This window comes from Nostoc sp. CALU 546 (assembly GCF_048836525.1).
On the sequence record NZ_JAWJTF010000053.1, the window covers coordinates 1 to 21,425 of the forward strand.

Genomic DNA, 21,425 nt, shown 5'->3' on the forward strand with positions numbered 1-21,425 from the left:
TTGTAGTTTTATCGGACTCATTTTTGGCTGATTCTTGATTTTTACCTCAACAAACTTTCCGCCAAATATGGCGTACTGTGCGTCATCAAAAGATGGATTACAGAGCTTAAAAGCTCTTAAGCGAATTTCTCAATAATTGGTAAATTATTGGGAGCAAATGGGAGACTTCTTATAAGTCTTGGGAACTGTTCGGATTTATTGGGAATTTTTGAGCTAATGAGAATTTTGTGAGTGGATGATGTTTAAGGGCTAAAAAGGTAAGAAACAAATTAGAGAATTGGGAGATGTTGGATAGATATTGGGAGATGTTGAATGTAGTTGGTGAGGATTGGGAAAATGGATGTTTTGTCGAGGTTTTTTCTCAGACTCACGAATTTAATCAAATCAAGGAACTAGTGCCAAAACTGTAATATTTCTTGATAAATGTGTCAATAATCAGGGTTTGAGCGGATATTTTTAAAAGTAATTATCAATTAGATAGACAAAAAAAGGGTCAAAAACAGGGGTAAATTTTTTTTTGGATTTTGTTTCTTTAACAAGCTTCAGCGGGTCTAAGTCCCCGGCTACAAAAGAAGCCGCAAGTTTGGCATGACAACAGCGCGATCGCTTCCCTCACCCCTTCAGACCTTAAAGCCACCGCTCTTGATTTTGCTCCCAGCAGTAGTTAGAAGAATGCCTTAGACAATGAATGGCCGCGATGCCTGCGGTTCTTGCTAGCCGAACCACCTTCTTCGTCCTATGCTTAATTCCCGAAGCGATCGCCACCGGCTCATAGCGGTTACGCCATCATGCGACTAAAAAAATTAAAGTGGGGTAACATTGCGCTTTGTGTATCTCACGCCAACCGCTCACGAGAAAAACCCAATGCTGACCCAAGCCTTGAAAATATTAGATTCATTGGGCGCAACGCATTGGGCATTGGGTGTTGGGGAAGAGGCGATCGCCCGTAGTCATCCTACGCTCTACTCCCCTGGTCGCCCTATTAGACATTGGAGATTAGGGATTGGGTGAAACTTGATCTGCTTTTGTCGTTCTTTTGTAGTCAATTTGGGCTGATTGTAATCGCCTCAGCCATCCCACCCAACACTGCTAAAATAATTTTTGACTCGAAATTTTCATTTTTTCGCCTCAAACGCCATCCAAAAATCGCTCAAATTTAACTTAGCCAAAATAACCATAGTGAGTATGGTTATTTTATTCTCTAAACGAAGAATTGTTGCAGGTAAAAAATAGCGATTAAGAGCGCTAAGTTGTGGCATAGTCTAGGGATAGTCCAGGCTAAGTTGTGGGAACTTGTAAATTGAAAAAACTGATTAAGAGCGCTAAGTTGTGGCTTAGTCTAGGCTTAGTCCAAACATAGTCTAGGCATAGTCTGGAGAAAATGTAGTTTGGTATACAATTTCCTCATTTAAAATCCACTAATTACATAGACTTAGTGGTGATTATGACTGAGTTTGTAAAGGAAAATATTTCGGTTAGACTTTAATTCAGTTCTGCATTTTGATTCTGCAAAGTGATAAAGCTCCCGCGACGCTGCTGTGATTAATCCACACAAACTTTTGCATAACAAAAATGAAACAGAGCCAACAAGTAATTCTTTCAATTAAGCGAAGTGTAGACACTATCGACGGGCAGGTAATTAGTTATCTGAAAACAGAACCTTTTGGTTTAGGCAACTTACCTCAAATAGTGATATTAACCCTCAAACAATATTGGTTGCCTTTCACCATCTCAGCTAATGGAGTCGATGGTGAAGAACTTAGGCAGAAGGCAATTTGGTCAATTAAACAATTTTGTTGCACAAGCAGCTTTGATTCGTGAGGTTTTTCTGGAATCTCATGTCAAAGACGAGGATGGTGATGGCGTACCCGCACGTTACAAGAGCGATCGCTTGCCTACAATCTCTAAGTTAGGGGTATCGCTGTTACGGCTACCCCTGGTCAATTACGCCGCTACTGATTCCTTGGCTAGTATTTCTTCAATCAACTTGCCCTTTCTCATGCTGCTGTAGTTCTCTACCCCTAAACAGCTAGCCATCCGCTTTACCTCTCGGATTGTAAGCATTTCCAATGCAGGGATGGAAGCAATGAGTACAGCACAACTGCAAGTACCAGCTGACTACCAAAAACAAGCACTTTACACCAAGTGATCACCCCTATCTACCTATCCACGCAAGAAAAAGGAGTATCACACAAGGTTTTGTTATTTCCAACAATCCCTCGGCTCACCGCCCTCGTTTTGCTTTTTTGATTCGCAAGCTAGAGCCTTTGAATTTCTAGCTGCATCATCAAACGAGCGATCCGGTGGCGTTTGAGCCAAATAATCCGAAATAATAATACTAAAAACGAAAAATACAGATGGAACCAACACGAAAACGAACAGAAGACCCTGGACAATCATTTGTTTTTCGGAAAGCTTGTCTTGTTTTGAAGGCTGTTCTGATTCGCTCACGACTAATACACCACTTTTGACACTATCCTTAGCAATCCCAAAACAAACCCTCAGCTACCAACCTGATAAAATTTTCTCTGCTCAGATCGCCGTCATCCTCCTCACTTCCCCGCAAGAGGGGTTAACTCTTTTCAAATACGATCGCTATTGAGATTTAGCCTTGCGGTAGCCTTCACCACTAAGCAACTCTTCATTTGAAGCCAACAGAATTTTATCTGTGTCCTTTCCTTTATTGGCATAGCTAGCATAGACAATAAAAAGCCCTCTAAAAATTGATTCTAGAGGGCAGTGGGAAAAATTATTTGGTGTGAAGAGCTAGATGTACTAGGTTCTGTTGCTAGATGCGATCAGAGTTGTCCCCAATCGGATCTTCAGTAACTACAGGTTGAAATTCATCAAATCCGGTTATTGCTAGGGGAAATGTTGTCGAGAAGTTCCATTCCACTGCGGATAATTTAGGAAATTTCGGGGCATCGAAATTTGGAGCAGTTGCAGAGATACTTGGAAGTGAGCGATGAGAAAGTGTTGCGAGGGGCGGCAAGTTTGGCTATCCTCTCACTTGTCGCTAGGATCTCAATTCTTGGCATGACAACGGCGCGATCGCATAACCGCCCGTCAAGAGCGATCGCGGTTCACTAAATCCTGGTGTTAATTGATAGGATAGGTGCGTGGAGAGACTAAGGCGATACCTACCGTGGCAAGCTAGCTACGCTGGCAAACTCTTCACCTTGCTCCTATCTCCTTTCTAGATCCGTGCAAACTATGGTTAAGAAAAAAGATTTAGAAAAAATTGGTTTGGAATCACAACCACTTAAGTTTGATGATTTCGTTGCCCATTGCCCTGAGAAATTAGAACTCAGAGATGGATACATGGGGAAGTCCAAACAAGATGCCAAGCAACTACTAGCCATGTCACTCCAGTCCTTTGGGTTAGTTGAAGCGGTCAAATTAGCGCCTAAAGAATTGTGGTTAGAGGCTATCAAGCTTGCTTACGGTGATACTCAAGATGTGGAAAACTGACTCAAAAGCAATCACCGATAATAGGAGTTACAGAGATGAAGATCAAACTAGTCTACACTCCCAATTCCAAAAAATTAACTCTCAAAAGTATTGAAATGCCTCAAGTTCCCAGGGCTGGAGAAACAATCTGTATTTATTGGGATGAGCAATGCATTAGTTTTAATATCTGAAAAATTAGCATAACTTTTGAAGTTTAAATTTCTGACCGCAAATAAAATCGCCTCATCTAATTGGGACTCCGCCGCGTCTCCCTAACCTAATTAGAATTCCCAGAAAGCTACCCTTTAAAATCTTAGTGTTTTTAATTACATAGCCAACAAGAATCTAAGTAAATACTTTGGCGCAAGCACTTGGTTATTTTATTAAACAAAAACCTACTTGCTTGCGGTTATCTAGACCATACTGTATATGGTTATAGCGTTTTTATCTGTCCCATTTTTAAATAGCCATCTTTAGCAAGTACTTGCGGTTGTCTGTGAGCATAAATTAATACTCTAGCTACTTAATTAACCCTACTGCTACCATCCCTCATCCTAGGGTTAGGTATTGGGCATTGGGCATTGGGCGATCGCACCTCTCAAAAAATTGACACTACTTTCAAAAACTCAAATTTTCTCCGCGATTGGCTAAAGTACATCAAATTGCCTTCCCGCCGCGCTACCAAAAGAAAAAAAGGTAATTGGGACACGGGGAATGAGGAGAGAGCGATCGCACCTACTACCGCCGCCACAATCGCCTATAGTCCCTTTAATCTCCTAACTTGGCTATTTGCCCATTCACCACATTTACGCGGCTTATTTGCCTTTTTCAAAAATTCTCGCGTGACCCCTAGTTGTACTCTCCAGGAAGATCAGTTTTTCTAACAGTAATGCTGCCAACTTTCTTACCTGACATTCTCAATAATTCATCACCTGAAAATTCAAAACCAAGCTTTAGTGCTATTCGCGCAACATCATCTGCGGTTGGTGCTGCAAGCACCTCGTTTTTAAGTTCAGGTTCAGACTGCATTTTCTTTAAAAATGCTTCGATTTGCTCAAAAGCCATATTTAAAATTTGATCCTCGCTAGCTACTCGTAATATAAAGAAAAACAGTAGTATATTTTTTAAGACTAGCAGCACAAGGGTATCAAGATTCGGGGGAAAGATAATTATAGCGACGCGCTGCTCTTCATTTATCAGAATCTTGCTTATAAGAAATCATCTTTTCATGAGTAGGATTCTCATAAGTAAACTGGGAAGATTGGACGGTTACAACAGGCCAGGATTAAAAAATAGGTTATGGAAACTGTATTTTACCAAACCTATTTCTTCCCAAGGCGATTGCCTGTCGAACGGTTACATCATCGCCCCAATAGTTAGGCTTATGATTTTTCTGTGGCATAACTCCTATAACCGCGCTCCTTCTTTGGCTGATAGCCATAGCAATCGCTTGCCAACTTCAGTTTTAATATCTGAAAAATTAGCATAACTTTTTGAGTTTCAATTTCTGACCGCAAATAAAATCGCCTCATCTAATTGGGACTCCGCCGCGATCGCCTCCGGCATCTTTCTCTACTAAAATAATTTTTGACCCGAATAAATCATTTTTTCGTTTTAAATGCTCTGCGAAAATGGCTGAAATGAAAATAACCCAAAATAACCATAGTAAGTACGGTTATTTTATTCTTTAATCGAAGAATTGTTGACAGCAAAAAATAGTGATTAAGAGCGCTAAGTTGTGGCTTAGTCTAGGCTTAGTTCAAGCTTAGTCTAGGAAACTTGCTTTCTTGAAAAACTGATTAAGAGCGCTTAGTCTAGGCTTAGTCCAAACATAGTCTAGGCATAGTCTGGAGAAAATGTAGTTTGGTATACAATTTCGTCATTTTAAAATCCACTAATTACATAAACTTAGTGGTGATTATGACTGAGTTTGTAAAGGAAAAAATAACTTTAATTTCTCCCTGACTTAAAGCCTTCACCACTAAGGAACTCTTCATTGATCAGCAAGAGAATTTTATCTGTGTCCTTGCCCTTGTTGGCATAGCTGGCAGGGTTACTAGGATCTTTCTTGTTCTCCATGCCGAACTTAGCATTATGGCTAATCACTTCATCCTTGTGAGCCTCAATCCAATCACGTACCAGCAACCCGTTACAGCCCGATAAATCTCTCAGGGCTTGGTTAGTAATTGCTAGGCGATCGCTGTCCCCAGTTGCCACAGTATCGTTATACAAACAAATTGCCTGATAAGACCTGCGGATTTTTTCTACAGCTGCTAAGGTTGCTTTACTTCCCCAGAATGATTATCATTATTGTTTAAATTTGAACTCTTGATTTTTGTTGAGTAATTTATTCCTTGGAAGCCCCTATCTGGTTTTTGGCTTAACTGAACCGTATTGATATGACAGCAAGTTTCGCAATAGGAATGGTTTCCAAGAAGTTGTAATGTAGCTGCTAACTGTTATTGATCCAGTACTTCTACTGATTTATGTGTTTCTAACAATAAATCATTGGTTTTTATTTTTAAGGAAAGCATAATTAAATATATACTTATCTACCCTCTGGGTGTACTACTGGTAAATTTATAGTGATGCAAATTGCTTTATTACACACCAAGCTGCAAAAATTAGCAATTTGGAAAATACATGCTGACAAGTTAGTTTGTGACTTACCTTTTACCACAGTGGTAGGACACCTAGAGTTATGCTGTTGCCTAAGTTTAGATTATGCTAGGCTCCGCGTTAACGGTGTCTCTCTGTTAGAGAAGCTATCTTGGAAGAAGCGAATAGCACGCGGATACAATACGCTATGTGCGTGCTACGGGAAGGTTAATGCTAACGTACTTAGTGGACTTAGAGCATGATAACACTTGGTTCGTTGATACGTTCCCGAAATAACAGCTTGGGCATAGGGAAGGTCATTAATATATCTGATACCCAGGCCAGTGTTGAATATTTTTACTCGGTTGGGCAACGCATAGAAAAAAGCTTACCCTTAAGTTCCCTGTATCAGTTTAAACTGGAGCGTCAAACTCGATGCTGTATTTACCTGGAGAGCCAAGAGGCATGGATTAACGGCAGAATTTACGAATGGGATGAGGAAGCTCATAAGTATCGCATTGACTTACCTGATAAAAAAACGATCGCAGTCAACGAAGAACAAGTATACGTGCGTTGCAATTTACCTCAAGCAGACCCCATTGAAACTCTAGCAATGAAGGGGCAAGAAACGCCCTATTTTCACGATAGACGCTTTGCTTTTATTAAATGCTTAATTTTACAACGCGCTGTCAGTCGGGGAATGACGGGATTAATTTCTGCCAATATTAAACTTTATCCACATCAAGTTGAAGTTGTCCGTCGTGTACTTGAAGACCCGATTCAACGATATTTATTAGCGGATGAAGTTGGACTGGGAAAAACCATCGAAGCTGGTGCTATTCTTCGTCAATATTTATTAGATGAACCTTCTGGACGTGCGGTAGTGCTAGTTCCGCAATATTTACTCCAACAATGGCAGCAGGAATTAGAAAACAAGTTTTACATCTCCCACTTTCCCAAACGGCTAGCAGTGCTTGCTGTTGAGGATATTCACAAAATCAACCCGAAAGCGAATATTGGCTTGCTAATTTTAGATGAAGCACACCACATCGCGGCAATGGCGACCTCTAACGATGCAACAGTGCGCCAGCATTTTGAGACTTGCAAAAATATTGCTCATAAAAGCGATCGCCTGCTTTTACTATCGGCTACCCCCGTTCTCAACCACGAGCAAGATTTTTTAGCAATGCTGCATCTACTCGATCCTGCAACCTATCAACTTGATGACTTAGCAGGTTTTCGTGACCGGGTAGTAAAACGCCAAGACATTGGTCGAATTCTCCTGTCATTTAAAGAAGGCGCAAACCCCTTCGTCCTGAAAACTAATCTCAAAAATCTCCGTAACCTGTTTGCTGAAGATAAGTATTTACTGGAATTGGTAGACAATCTAGAAAATAGATTACAAGCAAAGACTGGGGATACAGTTGAAATTGTCAGGGCAATTCGTACCCATATTAGCGATACCTACAGACTTCACCGCCGGATGCTTCGCAATCGTCGCGCTTCCGTAGAAGATGTAATTTTTAAGCGTAATATTACACTGAGAACAGAGTACGATTTAGACGAGCGATCGCCTGACATCCACGAACTAATTGAGGAGTGGCGTGAAGTAGCTCCTGATGACAAACAATATCACCACATTTTTCTATTGTTTTTCCGTGCTTCTGGTACTTGGCTGGGTATTTTAAAACAGGTAATTCAAGCACGTTTAAGTGGTGTGTCCACTGCGGAATTAATTCGGGAGTTTGGTGCTGATAGTGTTCGCATCCTGACTGAAACTCCTAAATTTGCTAACGGGGAAGCAAATATTTTGCAAAGCCTACTGCGAATTATAGAACAACCGTCAGAGTATGGCGATCGCCTCGAATTACTCAAGACAGTCATTCTGTATCAACTCTGCGAACCTTTAAAAGTACAATCCTTGAAATTTAACCTCCCTAAATTGCTTGCAGAGGTTCAACAACGGCTAAAAAGACCGATACCGGGAGACAGTCTGCCCAAAATTGTTATATTTACCAGCTTTGTGCAAACTTGCACCGAAATTGTCCGTTACTTGAGCGATCGTTTTGGTGAGGGGACTATGGTCAGTCACCAAGTTGGACAAACTAGGTCTCAAGTGGAGGAGAACTTAAATCGGTTTAAAAAAGATCCCAAATGCTTTATTTTAGTTTGCGACTCCTCCGGCGAAGAGGGTCGTAACTTACAATTTACCAACTATATGATATGTTTTGACTTGCCTTGGTCGCCAAATCGCCTAGAACAAAGAATTGGTAGGATAGACCGGATTGGTCGTTTATTGAAAGTTGAGTTTACAGTATTTGCTGGCGTAGACTTACCCGATAGTCTCCATGATGCATGGTATCGCTTCTTGAAAGAAGGGTTTAATATCTTTGGGCAATCTATTGCCAGCCTCCAATTTTATGTTGATGAGAAATTACCCTTGTTAGCAGAAATTGTGTTTAAATCGGGTGCAAATGGACTATTAGAAAACATAGAAGTCATTCAAAAAGAAATTCAGCAAGAGCAAGTAAAAATTAACGAACAAAATGCCCTAGATGAAATTGATGCTCTGGATGAAAACGCTACCCAATATTTTCAAGCTTTAGACGATTATGATGCCCGTCATCAAGAAATCCAGCAAGTAACTGAAGATTGGATTTGTGATGCATTGAGATTTCAGCCAATCACTAATCCTAATTTTTCGACGCTCAAGCGTTATAAACCTACCGGAAATACATTAATTCCAGCAAACGATTTAAGCAGCAATTTTGCAGGGGTTTTAGAAGAATTTGGGACTTTTAACCGTAGGGTAGCAAATCAACAGCTTGGTGCAAAACTCTACCGCATTGGTGAAAAATTTGTAGACGCACTATCATCTTATATTCATTGGGACGATCGGGGTCAAGGTTTTGCTATGTGGCGAGTTGCAGAAACTTGGGATTCTGGGGAAGGTGAAGAGTGGTATGGTTTCCGATTGAATTACGTTATTGAAACAAATTTAACGAATTACAAAAACACCACAAAAGATAACACTTTCCAAAGACGTGTAGATGGGTTATTCCCGCCCATTGTAGAAAGTATATTTATTGATGCACGATATCAACCAATGTGTGCTGTTGAAGATGAAGCATTATTAAATATCCTGCAACGTCCTTATAAAGGCCAAGGCGGTAAATGTCGAGATTACAACTTAGCCAAAAATCGTTTATCTATTCTTGATAATTTTATTGAGTCTAGCAGTTGGCAAGAATTTTGCTATCAGGCACGTGACACATCTTTAGAATTACTTAGTCAGCGTCCCGAATTTATTTCATTATGTGAAAAAAGCGCTATCCGTGCTAAACAAAAGTTAGGTAAGAGACTAGACCAATTGCGCTTGCGTCTCAACCGACTTACTAACCAAGAGCGTATTTCTAATAAGGTACTGGAGCAAGAACTCAATAACGAAACGGCATTAAGCCAAGTAATTATCGAAGGAATTCGTCATCCTAGCATTCGTCTTGATTCTGTTGGTTTTATTATCGTTTCTGGGCGACCTCCAGCTAAATCTGAGGAGGATGATTTATGATTGACTCATTCTCAGAACTTCGGGAAATTCTCAAAACAGGTGAAGTTCCTGAAGATATTAGTAATGTTTCAGAACCTTGTCATCGGCGCTTGTTGGATGCACTGCGTAACTCGTCTGGGTCTGGGGAAATTGTTAGTCTGGTGCGTCATGTGTTGCGGCACGAGGATGCAAAACAGGGTGGAAGTTCTGCAACGACTCTTTTAGTACCTTGCAAACCTCCTTTTCCTAATCGCAGTATTTGGGAGTCGGCTAGTATAACCGTGCTGCGCGAAGATAAAGAACACTATCTCATCAGCGCCCGTGCTTGGCAACCGGAATGGCTTGACCTCGCTGACCAATATCCGCCAGATGCACCTTTATTTAAAGAAGAAAACCGACGGAATTATGAACCCGTTGTCCGCGACCCGTTTTTGCAACTCGTAGAGTTAGATGCTTATCGTAGTATCGGACAGCGTGAAGCAATTCGTGCAGTTTTGACTGCTCCTGATAATTCAACTTTAATTATTAACTTACCTACGGGTGCGGGAAAAAGCCTTTGCGCTCAACTACCTGCATTGCTGAACTCCAGAAACAATAATGGTGTCAGTGTGGTAGTTGTGCCGACTACAGCATTAGCTATTGACCAAGAACGGGCATTAAAACCTTTTGTACACCATGCCACAGCGTATTATAGCGATGATACTGTGGAAGGTAAAGAAAGAAGAGAAGGGATACGCGATCGCATTCGCGCCGGAACCCAAAGGATAATTTTTACCTCTCCTGAAAGTTTAATGGATTCTCTGGCACCTGCTCTGTACGAAGCAGCTAAACTGGGAATTTTACGGTATTTTATTATCGATGAAGCGCACATGGTAGAGCAATGGGGTGATGATTTTCGTCCCGCCTTTCAAGAAATTCCTGGTTTACGAAGAGATTTATTGCGTCTTAATTCCTTCACAACTTTATTACTAACAGCAACTTTAACAGAATCTTGTTTAGACACCCTGGAAACATTATTTGGGAAGGATTTACAAGTTATATCTGCTGTACAGTTGCGACCAGAGCCTGCTTATTGGTTTAAGCAATGTGAGAGTGAAGAAGTTAGAAAACAAAGGCTACTTGAGGCAGTTTATCATCTTCCCCGTCCGTTAATTATTTACGGAACTAAAGTTAAAGATGTCGAGAATTGTAAACGAGAATTAACCTGCGCTGGATTTAAAAGATGTGACCTGATGACAGGTAAATCTACTCCTCAGCAACGTGAGCAACTAATTGAAAAATGGCGGGAAGGTAAGATTGATATAGTTGTTGCTACTTCTGCCTTTGGATTAGGTATTGACCAATCAGATGTCAGGGCAGTAATTCACATTTGTATTCCCGAAACCATTGACCGTTTCTATCAAGAAGTCGGACGGGGAGGACGGGATGGAAAAGCATGTATGTCGTTAACATTATATACAACTGAAGACTTCAATATTGCTCGTGGTTTAAACGAAAAATCGACAATTACTATTGAGAGAGGATTGCAGCGTTGGCAAAGTATGTTTGCGAAAAAAGAAGCCCTAAAAGACGGTAAATATCGCGTGCCTATTAATAATCCTCCCTCTTTGCTAGAAAAAGATATTGATATGCAAAGTGACCAAAACAGGGCTTGGAATATTCGCACTTTAACGTTGATGAACCGAGCAAATCTAATTGAAATCGACTCAGAAGAACCTCCTCAGAAGAAAAACTCTGAATCAGAATCTGAAGAAGCTTATCAAGCAGCTTGGGATTTATACCGAAATTCTCGCAGTATTCGTATCCGCAATGAATGCCATTTAGAAAAATTTATTTGGGAATCTGAAGTTGAACCAGTTCGCCATCAACGCCAAAACTGGAGTTATAAAAACCTTGAACTGATGAAAGAAACTTTAAAAGCTAAACGTTGTATTTCAGAAATATTTGCACAAGCGTATAGTATTCCCTCACGTCACACTTCAGAACACAGAAATCCCGTGATAGTTTCTCGTGCTTGTGGAGGTTGTTCTGTTTGTAGAAAAAATGGAGTCGCACCTTTTCCGGGAATAATGCCTACTTCTAGACCTGTATGGCAAAAACCTAATTTTATTCCAGGTAAAGAAATGCAAAGAGTGCTTGTAGGTGAAAAAATTCTGCTTATTTTCTATGATTCACTGGAACAATTAAATAAGTTTCAACGAGGTCGAAAATTGTTTAAGTGGCTAATAGAACAGGGTATGAGGAATATTGTAATTTCTCCAGAATATAATCAATTTTTGAAAGAAAGTAGTAGAATACATAACTCATTTATTTTTCTATTTGATAGTTACGAACCTGTACTTATGCCACGAATACCCACTCTGATTTTTCATCCTCCAGGAACACCTCTACCTGCAAAATATTTATCTAATTGCACTACATCAAGCACAACGCGCATCATTTTACTTCCTATAAATACACCAGACCTAGAGAGAGAAGACAGACTATTAATTAATATTTTCTCAGGCAGATATTTTAAATTTGATGTATTTTGTACCGAGGTTAGTATATGAGTGTTTTAAAAACAGGTTTGGCTCATCCCAGTAGAATGCGGGGAATATTTAGATATTTACTTCATACCCAAGGACAAAGTGAGAAGAGAGACGTATTAGAAAGAATATTATCTCCTGATAAATTAGTCGAACATTTAGCGAGTGAAGAAAAATCAAAAGACAAAAAAACCTCTCATCCTATGTTCAATGATGCTATTAGGGAAAGCATAAAATGTAAACTTTTAATCGAAGAGAATGAAGAAGTTACAATTAATCAAAATTTACCAAAAGATGCAATAAATCCTCAGCTTGGTGACAAGCTATTACCTGATACTTTTACTTACCTGTTTTTTAACTGTGATAATGAAGATGAAGCAGACTTTGGTCGGGTTTGTGCTTGGTATTTAGCACAGGATATTTATGATGCGCCTGGGACTTGGGAAGAAGTCGAAAATCGGGTTAGCGAACAAAAAGTGGGTGATTTTTTGAAAATGTCCAGCAGTCGCCTCTTTGTGCAAATGGACGACTGGATGCGCTACCTGGGTTTTGCATGGGGTCATACTTTGGGAGCTTTGGGAGAAAAACTAGTAAAAGTAACAGTTCCCGACCCGACAGCTTATATTAAACGAAATCTCAAGCTTTTATTTAATGGACAACAAGAAATTACAATCCAAGATTTTATTAATAGATTAGCAAAACAATGTCCTTTATTTGAAACCGGAAAGTTTCGAGAAGAGGTAGAATCACAAATTGGTACACGCGAAGCCAATTTTCTTTCTACCAGTACAGCTTTTGCCTTATTTCGACTTCACGATCAGGGTGAAATTCAGCTTGAGAGACAATCTGATTCAGCCTTTATGATTTTACCAAAAGTCAATAACCAAGTTGATAATGATGGGCGAATTTCTCACATTATTTTGAAAGGAGAAAATTCATGACTTTTGAAAAGTTTGTCTGTTGGAACCTGGATATGATTAGTCAGGTGATGAATGTAGAAGCAACCCAAAGTTCAAATCATTTGTTTCTAGCTACACATCATCCTATTGCAATGTATCGTCAGGACTCTATTAAGGCATTATCACAAAAGGAATATGATGAAGCACAGTTTCTCAAAGATTTTTTAGGTGAAAACGATTTTGCCTTTATACCTGTTTTGGGTGAGACGGGTACGGGAAAATCTCACCTGATTCGTTGGTTGCAAGCTAATATAAAATCAACTGATAGACGGAAGGTATTACTCATCCCTAGAATTGGGACAAATTTAAAAGATATCATTGAAAAGATTTTAAATATTGCAGAATTTGAGGCAGATAAATTAGATGAGTACCGCAAACGTTTAAATCAATCTAGCCGTACTTTCACAGATAAGGGTGCAAGAGAACAATTATTAAACAATTTAGCTTTTCAAGTTGGCATTAACGGACAACATACACGCGCTAAACTTGCTGATGAAGAGACTCAGGAATATTTGATAGAAAATTTACCTGCTTTGCTATATGATGATTTTTTTCGAGAACATTTATTAAGAGATGGAGAGATTATTCATCGTTTAGTAATTCATACATTGGGATATCAATATACTATTGAAGATATTAATGAACGTCGTGAGTTTTCTATCGAAGATTTGCCTCTTAATATTTTAGATATTCAAAAAGCTGGAGAAAAGGCACGAGAATTTTATAGTTTATTAATAAATGATGAGGATATACAAAAGCAAACTGTGACTTGGTTGAATGATCACTTAGATGAAGCTATCACCCAAGTTTTAAATTTTGGTCGAGAAGACTTGCAGCAATTAATGCGGGAAGTACGAGAGACATTAGCAGAAAAAAATATTGAATTAGTACTTTTGATTGAAGATTTCGCTAAATTGCAAGGTATTGATAGAGAAGTATTGGAAGCAGTTTTAGCAAGACCTCAGCAAGCTGGAAATAAGCCATTATGTGCTATGCGTACAGCATTAGCTTGTACTACAGGTTATTTTAAAAATTTGATTGATACAGTGCAACAGCGCGTTACCTTCAGCGTCAATCTTAATATTGATACAGTTGGTGAGAAATCTTTAATTACTCAGGATGATATTCAAGTATTTGTTGCTAGATATCTGAATGCTGTTCGCTTAAAGGAACAAGACATTGAAAACTGGGCTAATTCTCAAAATAGAGATGAAATAGAAAGTGCTTGTAGCGAATGCGAACATTCCCAAGCTTGTCATACAGGTTTTGGTCATGTTCAGGGAATGGGTTTTTATCCTTTCAATTCTAAAGCTTTAGAACAGATGTTTGGTAGGGTAAATCCAGATGAATTTAACCCCAGAATTTTAATTAGAGATGTATTGAAATACACTTTGGAAAATTCTATTGATGATATTGAAAATGGGCGTTTCCCTTCAGTTACTTTAGGAAAACACTTTGGTAACATGAGATTGAGTGCTGAAGTTAGGTTAAATATCCAAGCTAAAGACGCGCAAAATACCAAGCGTCGTGAGGTATTTTTAGACTTGTGGGATGATAGTAATGAGCTTTGCAATTTGTCGCCAGAAGTTCATACTGCTTTTAATTTACCTCTGCTTGATGTCAAGACTAAACCGAGACAAATTCAGCAGGTTACACCCCAAACTCGTAAAGTAACACCAAGCGTTGTAGATCCTTCAGGGGAATATAAGATTGATACTTTAGTTCAGGAAATTCCAGAAACGCTGACAAAAAAATTGGAAATTCTCGACAGTTGGAACAATCAAGAAATTCTACCAGATGCGATCGCTAAAGATATCCGCGAGTTGCTTTTCCCCGCTATCATCGAAAAAATTGAATGGGATACTGAAATGCTGCTGAAAGGTAGTTTCATCGGTAGTGGTGGTAAGTTGGTTCAGCAGCGAAATCTCATTTTCTATAACCCTAAAGTCAAGAGAGGGACTTATTCTGGGGTTATTTTATCGCTTCCCCTCAACCCAGATGATGATAAGGAATTTACAGAAACCGCATACGTATTTCAGGGTATATTAAAATACAATCAATACAAGCACTGGAAGTTTGAAAATGGCGATCGCTATTTTCGGATGTACGCAAAGTATCTAGAACGTTGGAGTCAGTACGTCGTCGAAAAAATTCGCCTTTATCCCCGCGAATCTGGTGAACCTTGGAACCCCGTACCTGCTGCGGTGGAATTACTAGCGATTAGCGCCACGATGGCAGGGTATCCTACTAATACGCTCGAAAATCTGATTAATTCTTTGTTTATCGACTTAGATAAAAGCGATGATACAACTCGTGCATCTAGTTGGAAAAAGCTGTTTGATACTTTTAGTCTCAAGAGAAACCGAGAAGCATTATTAGATATTGTTAAAAGTCGAATTGCTTGTACAAAAGGTAGTAATTCAACGTTTCAAATTATTGATGCAATTCAAATTATTGAACCTCTAGAAAAAGTACGTAAATCTTGGCAACCTCAAGAGCCAATTCCTGAAGATGTCTGCGATAAGTTTCCAGAGTTGCAAAAGGTACGTCAACAAGTCGATGAACTCCTAGAGAAAGCTATCCAAGAAGAGTACGAACGTCAGTTTAGTATTTATCAATCTCTAGTATCTGAGTTGGGAGAAGAGATTAATAAAGAGAAAGTTATTAAGACTCTCGAAACTGCAATGATTTCAGCACAAGGTGAGGGTGTGTTTCGTGGTAGGAAAGACTTTGTTGGAATGAAAGATATACTAAATAAATTTAGACGTACCGCAATTACCAAGTATCAAGATACAATGAAGCGCGTACAAACTGAGAAAGACAACCCAGAAACTAAAGTTGGTAAATTACTTCAAGACTTGAGTGAAGATTATCAAAAAATTATTATTGATTCTTCAGAATTCTTCGATAATACTAATAATTTTCTCGATGCTTCGATTCTTGAAGCAAAAAGTCGTATTGCAGAATTAGAAAAATCTGATGCTACAACAGTAGAATCTAGTTACCAAGAAATTTGTGAGGGGTTAGCTAAGTTACGGAATCTCATGAATGAAATTAAAGGGGACACAAAATGCTCTTAGAAAAATCACAGGAACTAGTCGATTTATCTCAACGTAAAAAATCTCTGCAAAGTTTTGCAGCTAATCTTCAAATTATTCAAGATAGAAGAAATAAAGTCTATGATACAATTGCTGCTATTCAGCCGCTAGCGGAAGCATTACAAGCTTTTCGACAAAGAGGTATGATAGATATCGATTTGGCTAATAAAACAGATAAAATATTGAATTTGATCCTCAACATAGAGGAGAATTTAAGTAATAATAATGAATGGATTTTTGATATTAACAACACTGAAATTAATAATTTAAAGTCCGATGCTGAAAAACTAAAAAATACGCTAGAACAGCAATTGAGTAAATATTGGCAAAGGTATCGCGATCAAAAAATGCCTAGCACTAACAATGAAATACTCAATCTGCTGGCTAAAGTAGAAGCTTTTAAACAAACAGTTCTAGAAATTCAGGATAGAGAGAAATATTTAAAAAACATTCGTTATCCTAAAAATAATGCTGAATTTGCAATATGTGAACTTAAAATAGAACAATTAAAACATTCTTGGAAGAGTCTCAAGTCTGATGATTTTCCAGAAGCTGTATCGCATTTCCTCCAAGCAGTATCTGAGGAAGGAGCGAATTTAAGTCTTTTAACTCCAGAAGTTCAAGATTGGATTAATCAAAATGGCATTTCTGATTCTTTTAAAATTCGCTTGACTTAAAGTAAAGGCAGAGCAAGGGTGACTACCAATTGGGATAAAATAATTAGAGAATTTTTAGATAAGTTGGAACGCCAGGAAGTCCAACTTTTGACGTGGGGAATTATTGATGGTGGATTTTCTGAAGATGAAATTAAAGAACTTGCTGGCGATTTTCTAAAAAATTGTGAGATTGATGAGGATGTTTGGGATTTTATAGAGCAAATCATTGATCGCAAATTGTTGTTTGAATTCAACCTGAGAGGCGATCGCCTTTTCCGCACCCGAATGGCGGAAGCGGTGAGATTATTTGCCCGTCTTCGCCAACTGTTCCCGAATAATAATTGGCAAACATCTCCTACCTTAGTTGCTGATTATCGCCTACAAATCCGTCCGAGAATTTATCCCAAAAGATATATTACGCCAGAAGCAGTAATTAAACAGCTAGAGGCAGATAAACTATTAACTCCAATACGAAAAAAAGCTGTTGCAGCTATACTAAATTCGCCATTGCGTGGTGAGGTTCAACTTGCAGATTTTCAGCTACGCGCTACAAGCCGGATGCTGCGGGATTTAAACAGCACGAAAAGTCGCGGGATGATTGTCTGTGCTGGGACAGGAACGGGGAAGACTTTATCTTTTTACTTACCAGCACTGGCGCATATTGCAGGGTTGTTGAAAAAGAATGAGTATTGGAGTAAGGGACTAGCAATTTATCCCCGTAACGAACTTCTCAAAGACCAATTTTCTGAAACCTATCAAGAAGCACGTCGTCTTGATGCTGTCCTCAAGGCAGAAGGTAAGCGTAAAATTCTTATTGGTGCATTTTTTGGCTTAACTCCCAGAAGCGCAACTTTGGATCGGGTACAGGATAAATGGGAAGCTGAAAGTGGTGGGTTTACTTGTCCTTACCTGCGGTGTCCCAGATGTGAGGGTGCCCTATCTTGGCGACGGGCTGATTTAGAAGCAGGTAAAGAACAACTTTCTTGTCTCAAGCTATCTTGCGGTGCTGTTATCCAAGAAGATGAAGTAATTTTAACACGCGATCGCATGACGAAAACTCCCCCAGACTTGGTTTTTACCAGCACAGAAATGCTCAATCGGTCTATGGGAGACTCCCGTTACGGTCATATATTCGGCATTGCAACTGCGAAAAAGCCTCAGATAGTTTTGCTTGATGAGGTACATACTTACACGGGTGTTCACGGGGCACAGGTTGCTTACCTGTTGCGACGTTGGCAGAAAATAATTGCCACAAAAGTCCAATTTACGGGTCTTTCGGCAACATTAGAAAGTGCAGCAGAGTTTTTTAGCCAACTTATAGGCTTAAATCCTGGTTCTATCGAGGAAGTTTCTCCCGGCGAAAATCAAGTTGCGGAAGGCACGGAATATCAATTAGTTCTCAGAGGCGACCCCGTATCTGGAACGAGTTTACTGTCTACAACGATACTAACTTCGATGCTGCTACGGCGCATCCTTGATCCATCTGAAGACCCTCCCAGTCAAGGGTTCTATGGTTCCCGTGTTTTTGCTTTTACTGACGATTTAGATGTTACCAACCGCTTATTCCATAACCTTTTGGATGCCGAAGGATGCGACAGTTGGGGTCGTCCTCTGCGGGGAAGACAGCCATTTGCAGCATTGCGATCGCATAGTGCATCTGAGGGGAGCGAACGCTTGGTTGCTGGGCAATCTTGGCTTTTATGTGAAGAAATTGGTCATGGGTTGGAATTGCCTTTAAGTATTGGCCGCACTAGTTCCCAAGATACTGGAGTTACCCCAAATAGTGATGTAATTGTTGCTACTGCATCCCTGGAAGTGGGATTCAACGACCCAGAGGTTGGAGGTGTAATTCAGCACAAATCACCGCGAGATATGGCTTCATTTCTCCAAAGAAAAGGACGTGCTGGACGACGGCGAATTATGCGACCTTGGACAGTGGTAGTGCTTTCTGACTACGGACGCGATCGCATTGTCTATCAAGGCTATGATATGTTATTTAACCCAGTTTTAGAAAAGCGATCGCTCCCCATCCAAAACCGCTATGTTATTCGCACATCTGCGGTTTTCGCTTTTATGGATTGGGTAGGACACCAGTTAGCAGCAATCAAAGGAAGTGTTTGGTATGATTTTGCCAGCCCATCTGAATACGCAAAAAAACGCCAGCAATTAGAAATAGAACTAATTGAAAAGATTCTCGAAACAGAAACAAGACAACTCGAATTGGCAGCATATCTGCAATCAGCCTTGAATGTGAGCAAAGATGAGGTCGAAGCTATTCTCTGGGAAGCCCCAAGGTCATTGATGATGGTGGTACTTCCCACTTTGTTGCGGCGTTTAAAGTCTAATTGGTATCGCTTTTCAGTACATCTAAATGAATCAAACCAAGATTATCAAACCAATGACCCCTTACCCGATTTCGTTCCCCCCAGTTTATTTAGCGACTTGCTCTTACCAGAAGTAAAGATTACGACACCTCCCCAATTGCGTAATAGCCAGCCAGATATTAACCTCATGCCCATTATTCAAGCACTGAAAACCTTTACACCAGGCAGGGCTAGTCGTCGTTTTGGGGTACAACACATCCATGCAACTCACTGGATTGCTCCCCCGAATTGGCAAGAAAGAGAACAAAATTTACCAATAGAAGACTACTGTACTGAATTTGAAGAAGCGGGAATTTTTCAACTTTGGCAAAATGGAGAAATTGTAGATATTCGCTGCATTCGTCCTTGGGCAATCAATCTTACACAAGTTCCTGCCAGCATTTCCGTTCGTTCTAATGCCCAATTAGAATGGTGCAGTCAAATAATTCCTCCCGACTCCGGTATTAAACTCGAATTACCCCAAGGTTCCTCGTGGTGCAAAATTATTACAGAAGTTTGCTGCTTTACCCACATCCAACAATCGCCCCTTGAAGTGCGGCGGTTTGCGATCGCCTCCCATGCTAACATCCGTTTTCAAAAAGGGGACGAACTCGATACGACAATTCGCTTCACCCAAAAACACGATGGTAGTCCAGCAGCTGTAGGATTTGCCCAATCTGTTGATGGTCTAGTATTTCGCTTTTGTATTCCGCCTAATTTCAGCATCAGTCCCAGCGATTCTAATCCAGAGAAGATTTGGGCGTTTCGCACGGCATATTTCCGATATCGGGTTTTGATAGATGCCAGATTGTGTGAATTAACAAATGTCTTTCAACGAGAGTGGCTTTATCAAATATATATATCGATGCTTACCGCCCGCGCCTTGGTAGACCAAATCTCACTACCTGAAGCTTTTGAGACGCTTTTGGGTGAAAATATGGGTCAAGAAATGGCAAGGGTTCTGGACAATATCTTTCAAACCTTGAATGTCGAAGAAACTCTACTGGAAGAAGGAGAATCTGCACCAGAACAAATTCAGGGACGGCAGAGGGTACATGATAGGTTGCTGGCACTTGCCAACGCAGACATCATCCAAACTATATTAAATGACCTTGCACCGATTCTCTGGTCAGAACCTGATGAAGAGTGGCACTCTTGGGCAGCATTACGTTTTAAAGCGACCTTGGGAGGGGCGCTGCTGGATGCTTGCGGGCAATTGTGTCCCCACTTTGATTTGGGCGACCTGATTTTAGATATCGATCCTGGCCCGCGTCCACCAGATGCACCTGCTATTTCAGAGGAAGTAGAGGAAATTTGGATAACTGAGTCTACCATTGGTGGCGGTGGGGTGATTGAGGAAATCTTGCGGCGCTATGCTGCTGATCCGGCGAATTTTTTCCGATTGGCGGGGAGTGCGTTGTCACCTGGGGATTTTGAGATTGTGGACTCGGAACTGACGCGGTTATTGGAGTTAACCCAAACCAGTGCAGATGTTGCCGATGCAATGGCTGATGTGCGGTTAGCCGAAGGACATGGTGAATTAAAACAAGCAAGCGATCGCCTCCGCAAAGTCCTGTCCTCTAAGGGGATTTTGGTAACGCATCCGGTGATGACAGCAATTAACGCACGGGTTTTGCGTCCTGGAAGTACCTCAGAAACCGATAAACTACTGCTGGATTTGATTCGTTTGTGGCATCAAGAAGAAGCGCGTTTAGGTATTGAAATTGATGCGCGGGTGTTTGCCTATGTCGCCAGCAACGATGACCAGTTGGATCAGGCATTGTTGCATCTTGGTTTAGTGCAGCCTAATCCCTATTGGCGGTTTCAAGTGATTTATGGGCTGTTGTGGGCGAGGGGAAATATAGTGCGATCGCGTGCTTTATCTTCCTATAATCCCTTTGCTGTGGTTGCCGATGCTGATAGAGAAATTTTACTGGATATTTTGCAAGTGGGCGATCGCACAGTTTGGCTGAATGAACCCAATTGGCGAGAACAGGTGGAGGAAGCGTTTAAGCAAGGTGCATCGGTTTCGCTGATAGCGCCTCCTGATGCAAGAGGAGATTTAAAGTCAGCGATTTTGAGTTTAGCAGTGGAACCGATGGAACTTGGGTTTTTGCAGGTTTATCCATTGGTGGAGGGGGTGCAGAGGTATCCGCGAGGGTTTGGGGTGAGGCTACGGGTGCGAGAAACGGTGCAGTAATAATCTGCTTGAAGATAAAGTCTGAC

The 21,425-nt window shown here is 40.3% G+C and carries 16 protein-coding genes and 1 pseudogene; 13 read left to right on the forward strand and 4 right to left on the reverse strand.

From position 1 onward, the window contains the following. The first annotated feature begins 864 nt into the window (after positions 1-864). The 3 genes from RRG12_RS23505 to RRG12_RS23515 all read left to right on the forward strand — a co-directional run bounded on the left by RRG12_RS23505 (position 865) and on the right by RRG12_RS23515 (position 2,011). Positions 865-1,011, forward strand: a complete 147-nt coding sequence (locus RRG12_RS23505) for a hypothetical protein (protein ID WP_420760865.1) — start codon at positions 865-867, stop codon at positions 1,009-1,011. 561 nt (positions 1,012-1,572) lie between these two features. Next, a complete protein-coding gene (locus tag RRG12_RS23510) occupies positions 1,573-1,821 on the forward strand; it encodes a hypothetical protein (RefSeq protein ID WP_420760866.1) in 249 nt (82 codons plus the stop codon). Next, positions 1,811-2,011 (forward strand): hypothetical protein, encoded by a 201-nt coding sequence (locus RRG12_RS23515; RefSeq protein WP_420760900.1) that lies wholly within the window; start codon positions 1,811-1,813, stop codon positions 2,009-2,011. The genes RRG12_RS23510 and RRG12_RS23515 overlap by 11 nt, the downstream gene beginning before the upstream one ends. 2 nt (positions 2,012-2,013) lie before the next feature. Here RRG12_RS23515 and RRG12_RS23520 read toward each other — a convergent pair. Continuing rightward, a pseudogene (locus RRG12_RS23520) lies at positions 2,014-2,064 on the reverse strand (hypothetical protein); the annotation flags it as partial. A gap of 138 nt (positions 2,065-2,202) precedes the next feature. Next, positions 2,203-2,451, reverse strand: a complete 249-nt coding sequence (locus RRG12_RS23525; protein ID WP_193947052.1) for a hypothetical protein — start codon at positions 2,449-2,451, stop codon at positions 2,203-2,205. A 507-nt stretch (positions 2,452-2,958) separates the two neighbouring features. Between RRG12_RS23525 and RRG12_RS23530 the strand changes: the two genes are divergently transcribed. The 4 genes from RRG12_RS23530 (at position 2,959) to RRG12_RS23545 (ending at position 4,334) form a co-directional block, all read left to right on the forward strand. Continuing rightward, complete coding sequence (locus tag RRG12_RS23530) at positions 2,959-3,090, forward strand: hypothetical protein (RefSeq protein WP_258551464.1); 132 nt, start codon at positions 2,959-2,961, stop codon at positions 3,088-3,090. 123 nt (positions 3,091-3,213) lie between these two features. Continuing rightward, a complete protein-coding gene (locus RRG12_RS23535; RefSeq protein ID WP_420760867.1) occupies positions 3,214-3,471 on the forward strand; it encodes a hypothetical protein in 258 nt (85 codons plus the stop codon). A 35-nt stretch (positions 3,472-3,506) separates the two neighbouring features. Beyond that, a complete protein-coding gene (locus RRG12_RS23540) occupies positions 3,507-3,641 on the forward strand; it encodes a hypothetical protein (protein WP_420760868.1) in 135 nt (44 codons plus the stop codon). Between the two features lie 390 nt (positions 3,642-4,031). Further along, positions 4,032-4,334, forward strand: a complete 303-nt coding sequence (locus RRG12_RS23545; protein WP_420760869.1) for a hypothetical protein — start codon at positions 4,032-4,034, stop codon at positions 4,332-4,334. Here the strand turns inward: RRG12_RS23545 and RRG12_RS23550 are convergent. Together RRG12_RS23550 and RRG12_RS23555 are read right to left on the reverse strand one after the other, a co-directional pair. Then, positions 4,300-4,515, reverse strand: coding sequence for a Nif11-like leader peptide family natural product precursor (locus RRG12_RS23550; protein ID WP_069068113.1), 216 nt, complete (start codon positions 4,513-4,515; stop codon positions 4,300-4,302). The two genes, RRG12_RS23545 and RRG12_RS23550, sit on opposite strands and share 35 nt — an antisense overlap. A gap of 885 nt (positions 4,516-5,400) precedes the next feature. Next, entirely contained in the window at positions 5,401-5,682 is a 282-nt protein-coding gene (locus RRG12_RS23555; RefSeq protein ID WP_420760870.1) for a hypothetical protein, read from the reverse strand. A 625-nt stretch (positions 5,683-6,307) separates the two neighbouring features. On the opposite strand from RRG12_RS23555, the gene dpdE reads away from it, so the two are divergent. Genes dpdE through dpdJ form a run of 6 tightly spaced genes read left to right on the forward strand, consistent with a single transcriptional unit; the run spans position 6,308 to position 21,399 of the window. Continuing rightward, positions 6,308-9,616, forward strand: coding sequence for a protein DpdE (gene dpdE, locus RRG12_RS23560; protein ID WP_420760871.1), 3,309 nt, complete (start codon positions 6,308-6,310; stop codon positions 9,614-9,616). Then, positions 9,613-12,147, forward strand: coding sequence for a protein DpdF (gene dpdF / locus RRG12_RS23565; RefSeq protein WP_420760872.1), 2,535 nt, complete (start codon positions 9,613-9,615; stop codon positions 12,145-12,147). Before dpdE ends, dpdF begins: the two co-directional genes overlap by 4 nt. Next, a complete protein-coding gene (gene dpdG, locus RRG12_RS23570) occupies positions 12,144-13,064 on the forward strand; it encodes a protein DpdG (RefSeq protein ID WP_420760873.1) in 921 nt (306 codons plus the stop codon). Before dpdF ends, dpdG begins: the two co-directional genes overlap by 4 nt. Beyond that, a complete protein-coding gene (gene dpdH / locus RRG12_RS23575; RefSeq protein WP_420760874.1) occupies positions 13,061-16,162 on the forward strand; it encodes a protein DpdH in 3,102 nt (1,033 codons plus the stop codon). Before dpdG ends, dpdH begins: the two co-directional genes overlap by 4 nt. Beyond that, positions 16,153-16,857, forward strand: coding sequence for a hypothetical protein (locus tag RRG12_RS23580; protein WP_420760875.1), 705 nt, complete (start codon positions 16,153-16,155; stop codon positions 16,855-16,857). The genes dpdH and RRG12_RS23580 overlap by 10 nt, the downstream gene beginning before the upstream one ends. 18 nt (positions 16,858-16,875) lie before the next feature. Then, the gene (dpdJ, locus tag RRG12_RS23585) at positions 16,876-21,399 is read left to right on the forward strand and encodes a protein DpdJ (RefSeq protein ID WP_420760876.1); all 4,524 of its coding nucleotides are present in this window, start codon (positions 16,876-16,878) and stop codon (positions 21,397-21,399) included. Positions 21,400-21,425 lie beyond the last annotated feature (26 nt).

Bases quoted from the DNA above. Each gene is read 5' to 3' on its own strand.
- dpdG (WP_420760873.1), top strand. From the start codon at position 12,144: ATGAGTGTTTTAAAAACAGGTTTGGCTCATCCCAGTAGAATGCGGGGA.
- dpdH (WP_420760874.1), top strand. From the start codon at position 13,061: ATGACTTTTGAAAAGTTTGTCTGTTGGAACCTGGATATGATTAGTCAG.
- RRG12_RS23505 (WP_420760865.1), top strand. From the start codon at position 865: ATGCTGACCCAAGCCTTGAAAATATTAGATTCATTGGGCGCAACGCAT.
- dpdF (WP_420760872.1), top strand. From the start codon at position 9,613: ATGATTGACTCATTCTCAGAACTTCGGGAAATTCTCAAAACAGGTGAA.
- dpdE (WP_420760871.1), top strand. From the start codon at position 6,308: ATGATAACACTTGGTTCGTTGATACGTTCCCGAAATAACAGCTTGGGC.
- RRG12_RS23540 (WP_420760868.1), top strand. From the start codon at position 3,507: ATGAAGATCAAACTAGTCTACACTCCCAATTCCAAAAAATTAACTCTC.
- RRG12_RS23550 (WP_069068113.1), bottom strand. From the start codon at position 4,515: ATGGCTTTTGAGCAAATCGAAGCATTTTTAAAGAAAATGCAGTCTGAA.
- RRG12_RS23510 (WP_420760866.1), top strand. From the start codon at position 1,573: ATGAAACAGAGCCAACAAGTAATTCTTTCAATTAAGCGAAGTGTAGAC.
- RRG12_RS23535 (WP_420760867.1), top strand. From the start codon at position 3,214: ATGGTTAAGAAAAAAGATTTAGAAAAAATTGGTTTGGAATCACAACCA.
- RRG12_RS23580 (WP_420760875.1), top strand. From the start codon at position 16,153: ATGCTCTTAGAAAAATCACAGGAACTAGTCGATTTATCTCAACGTAAA.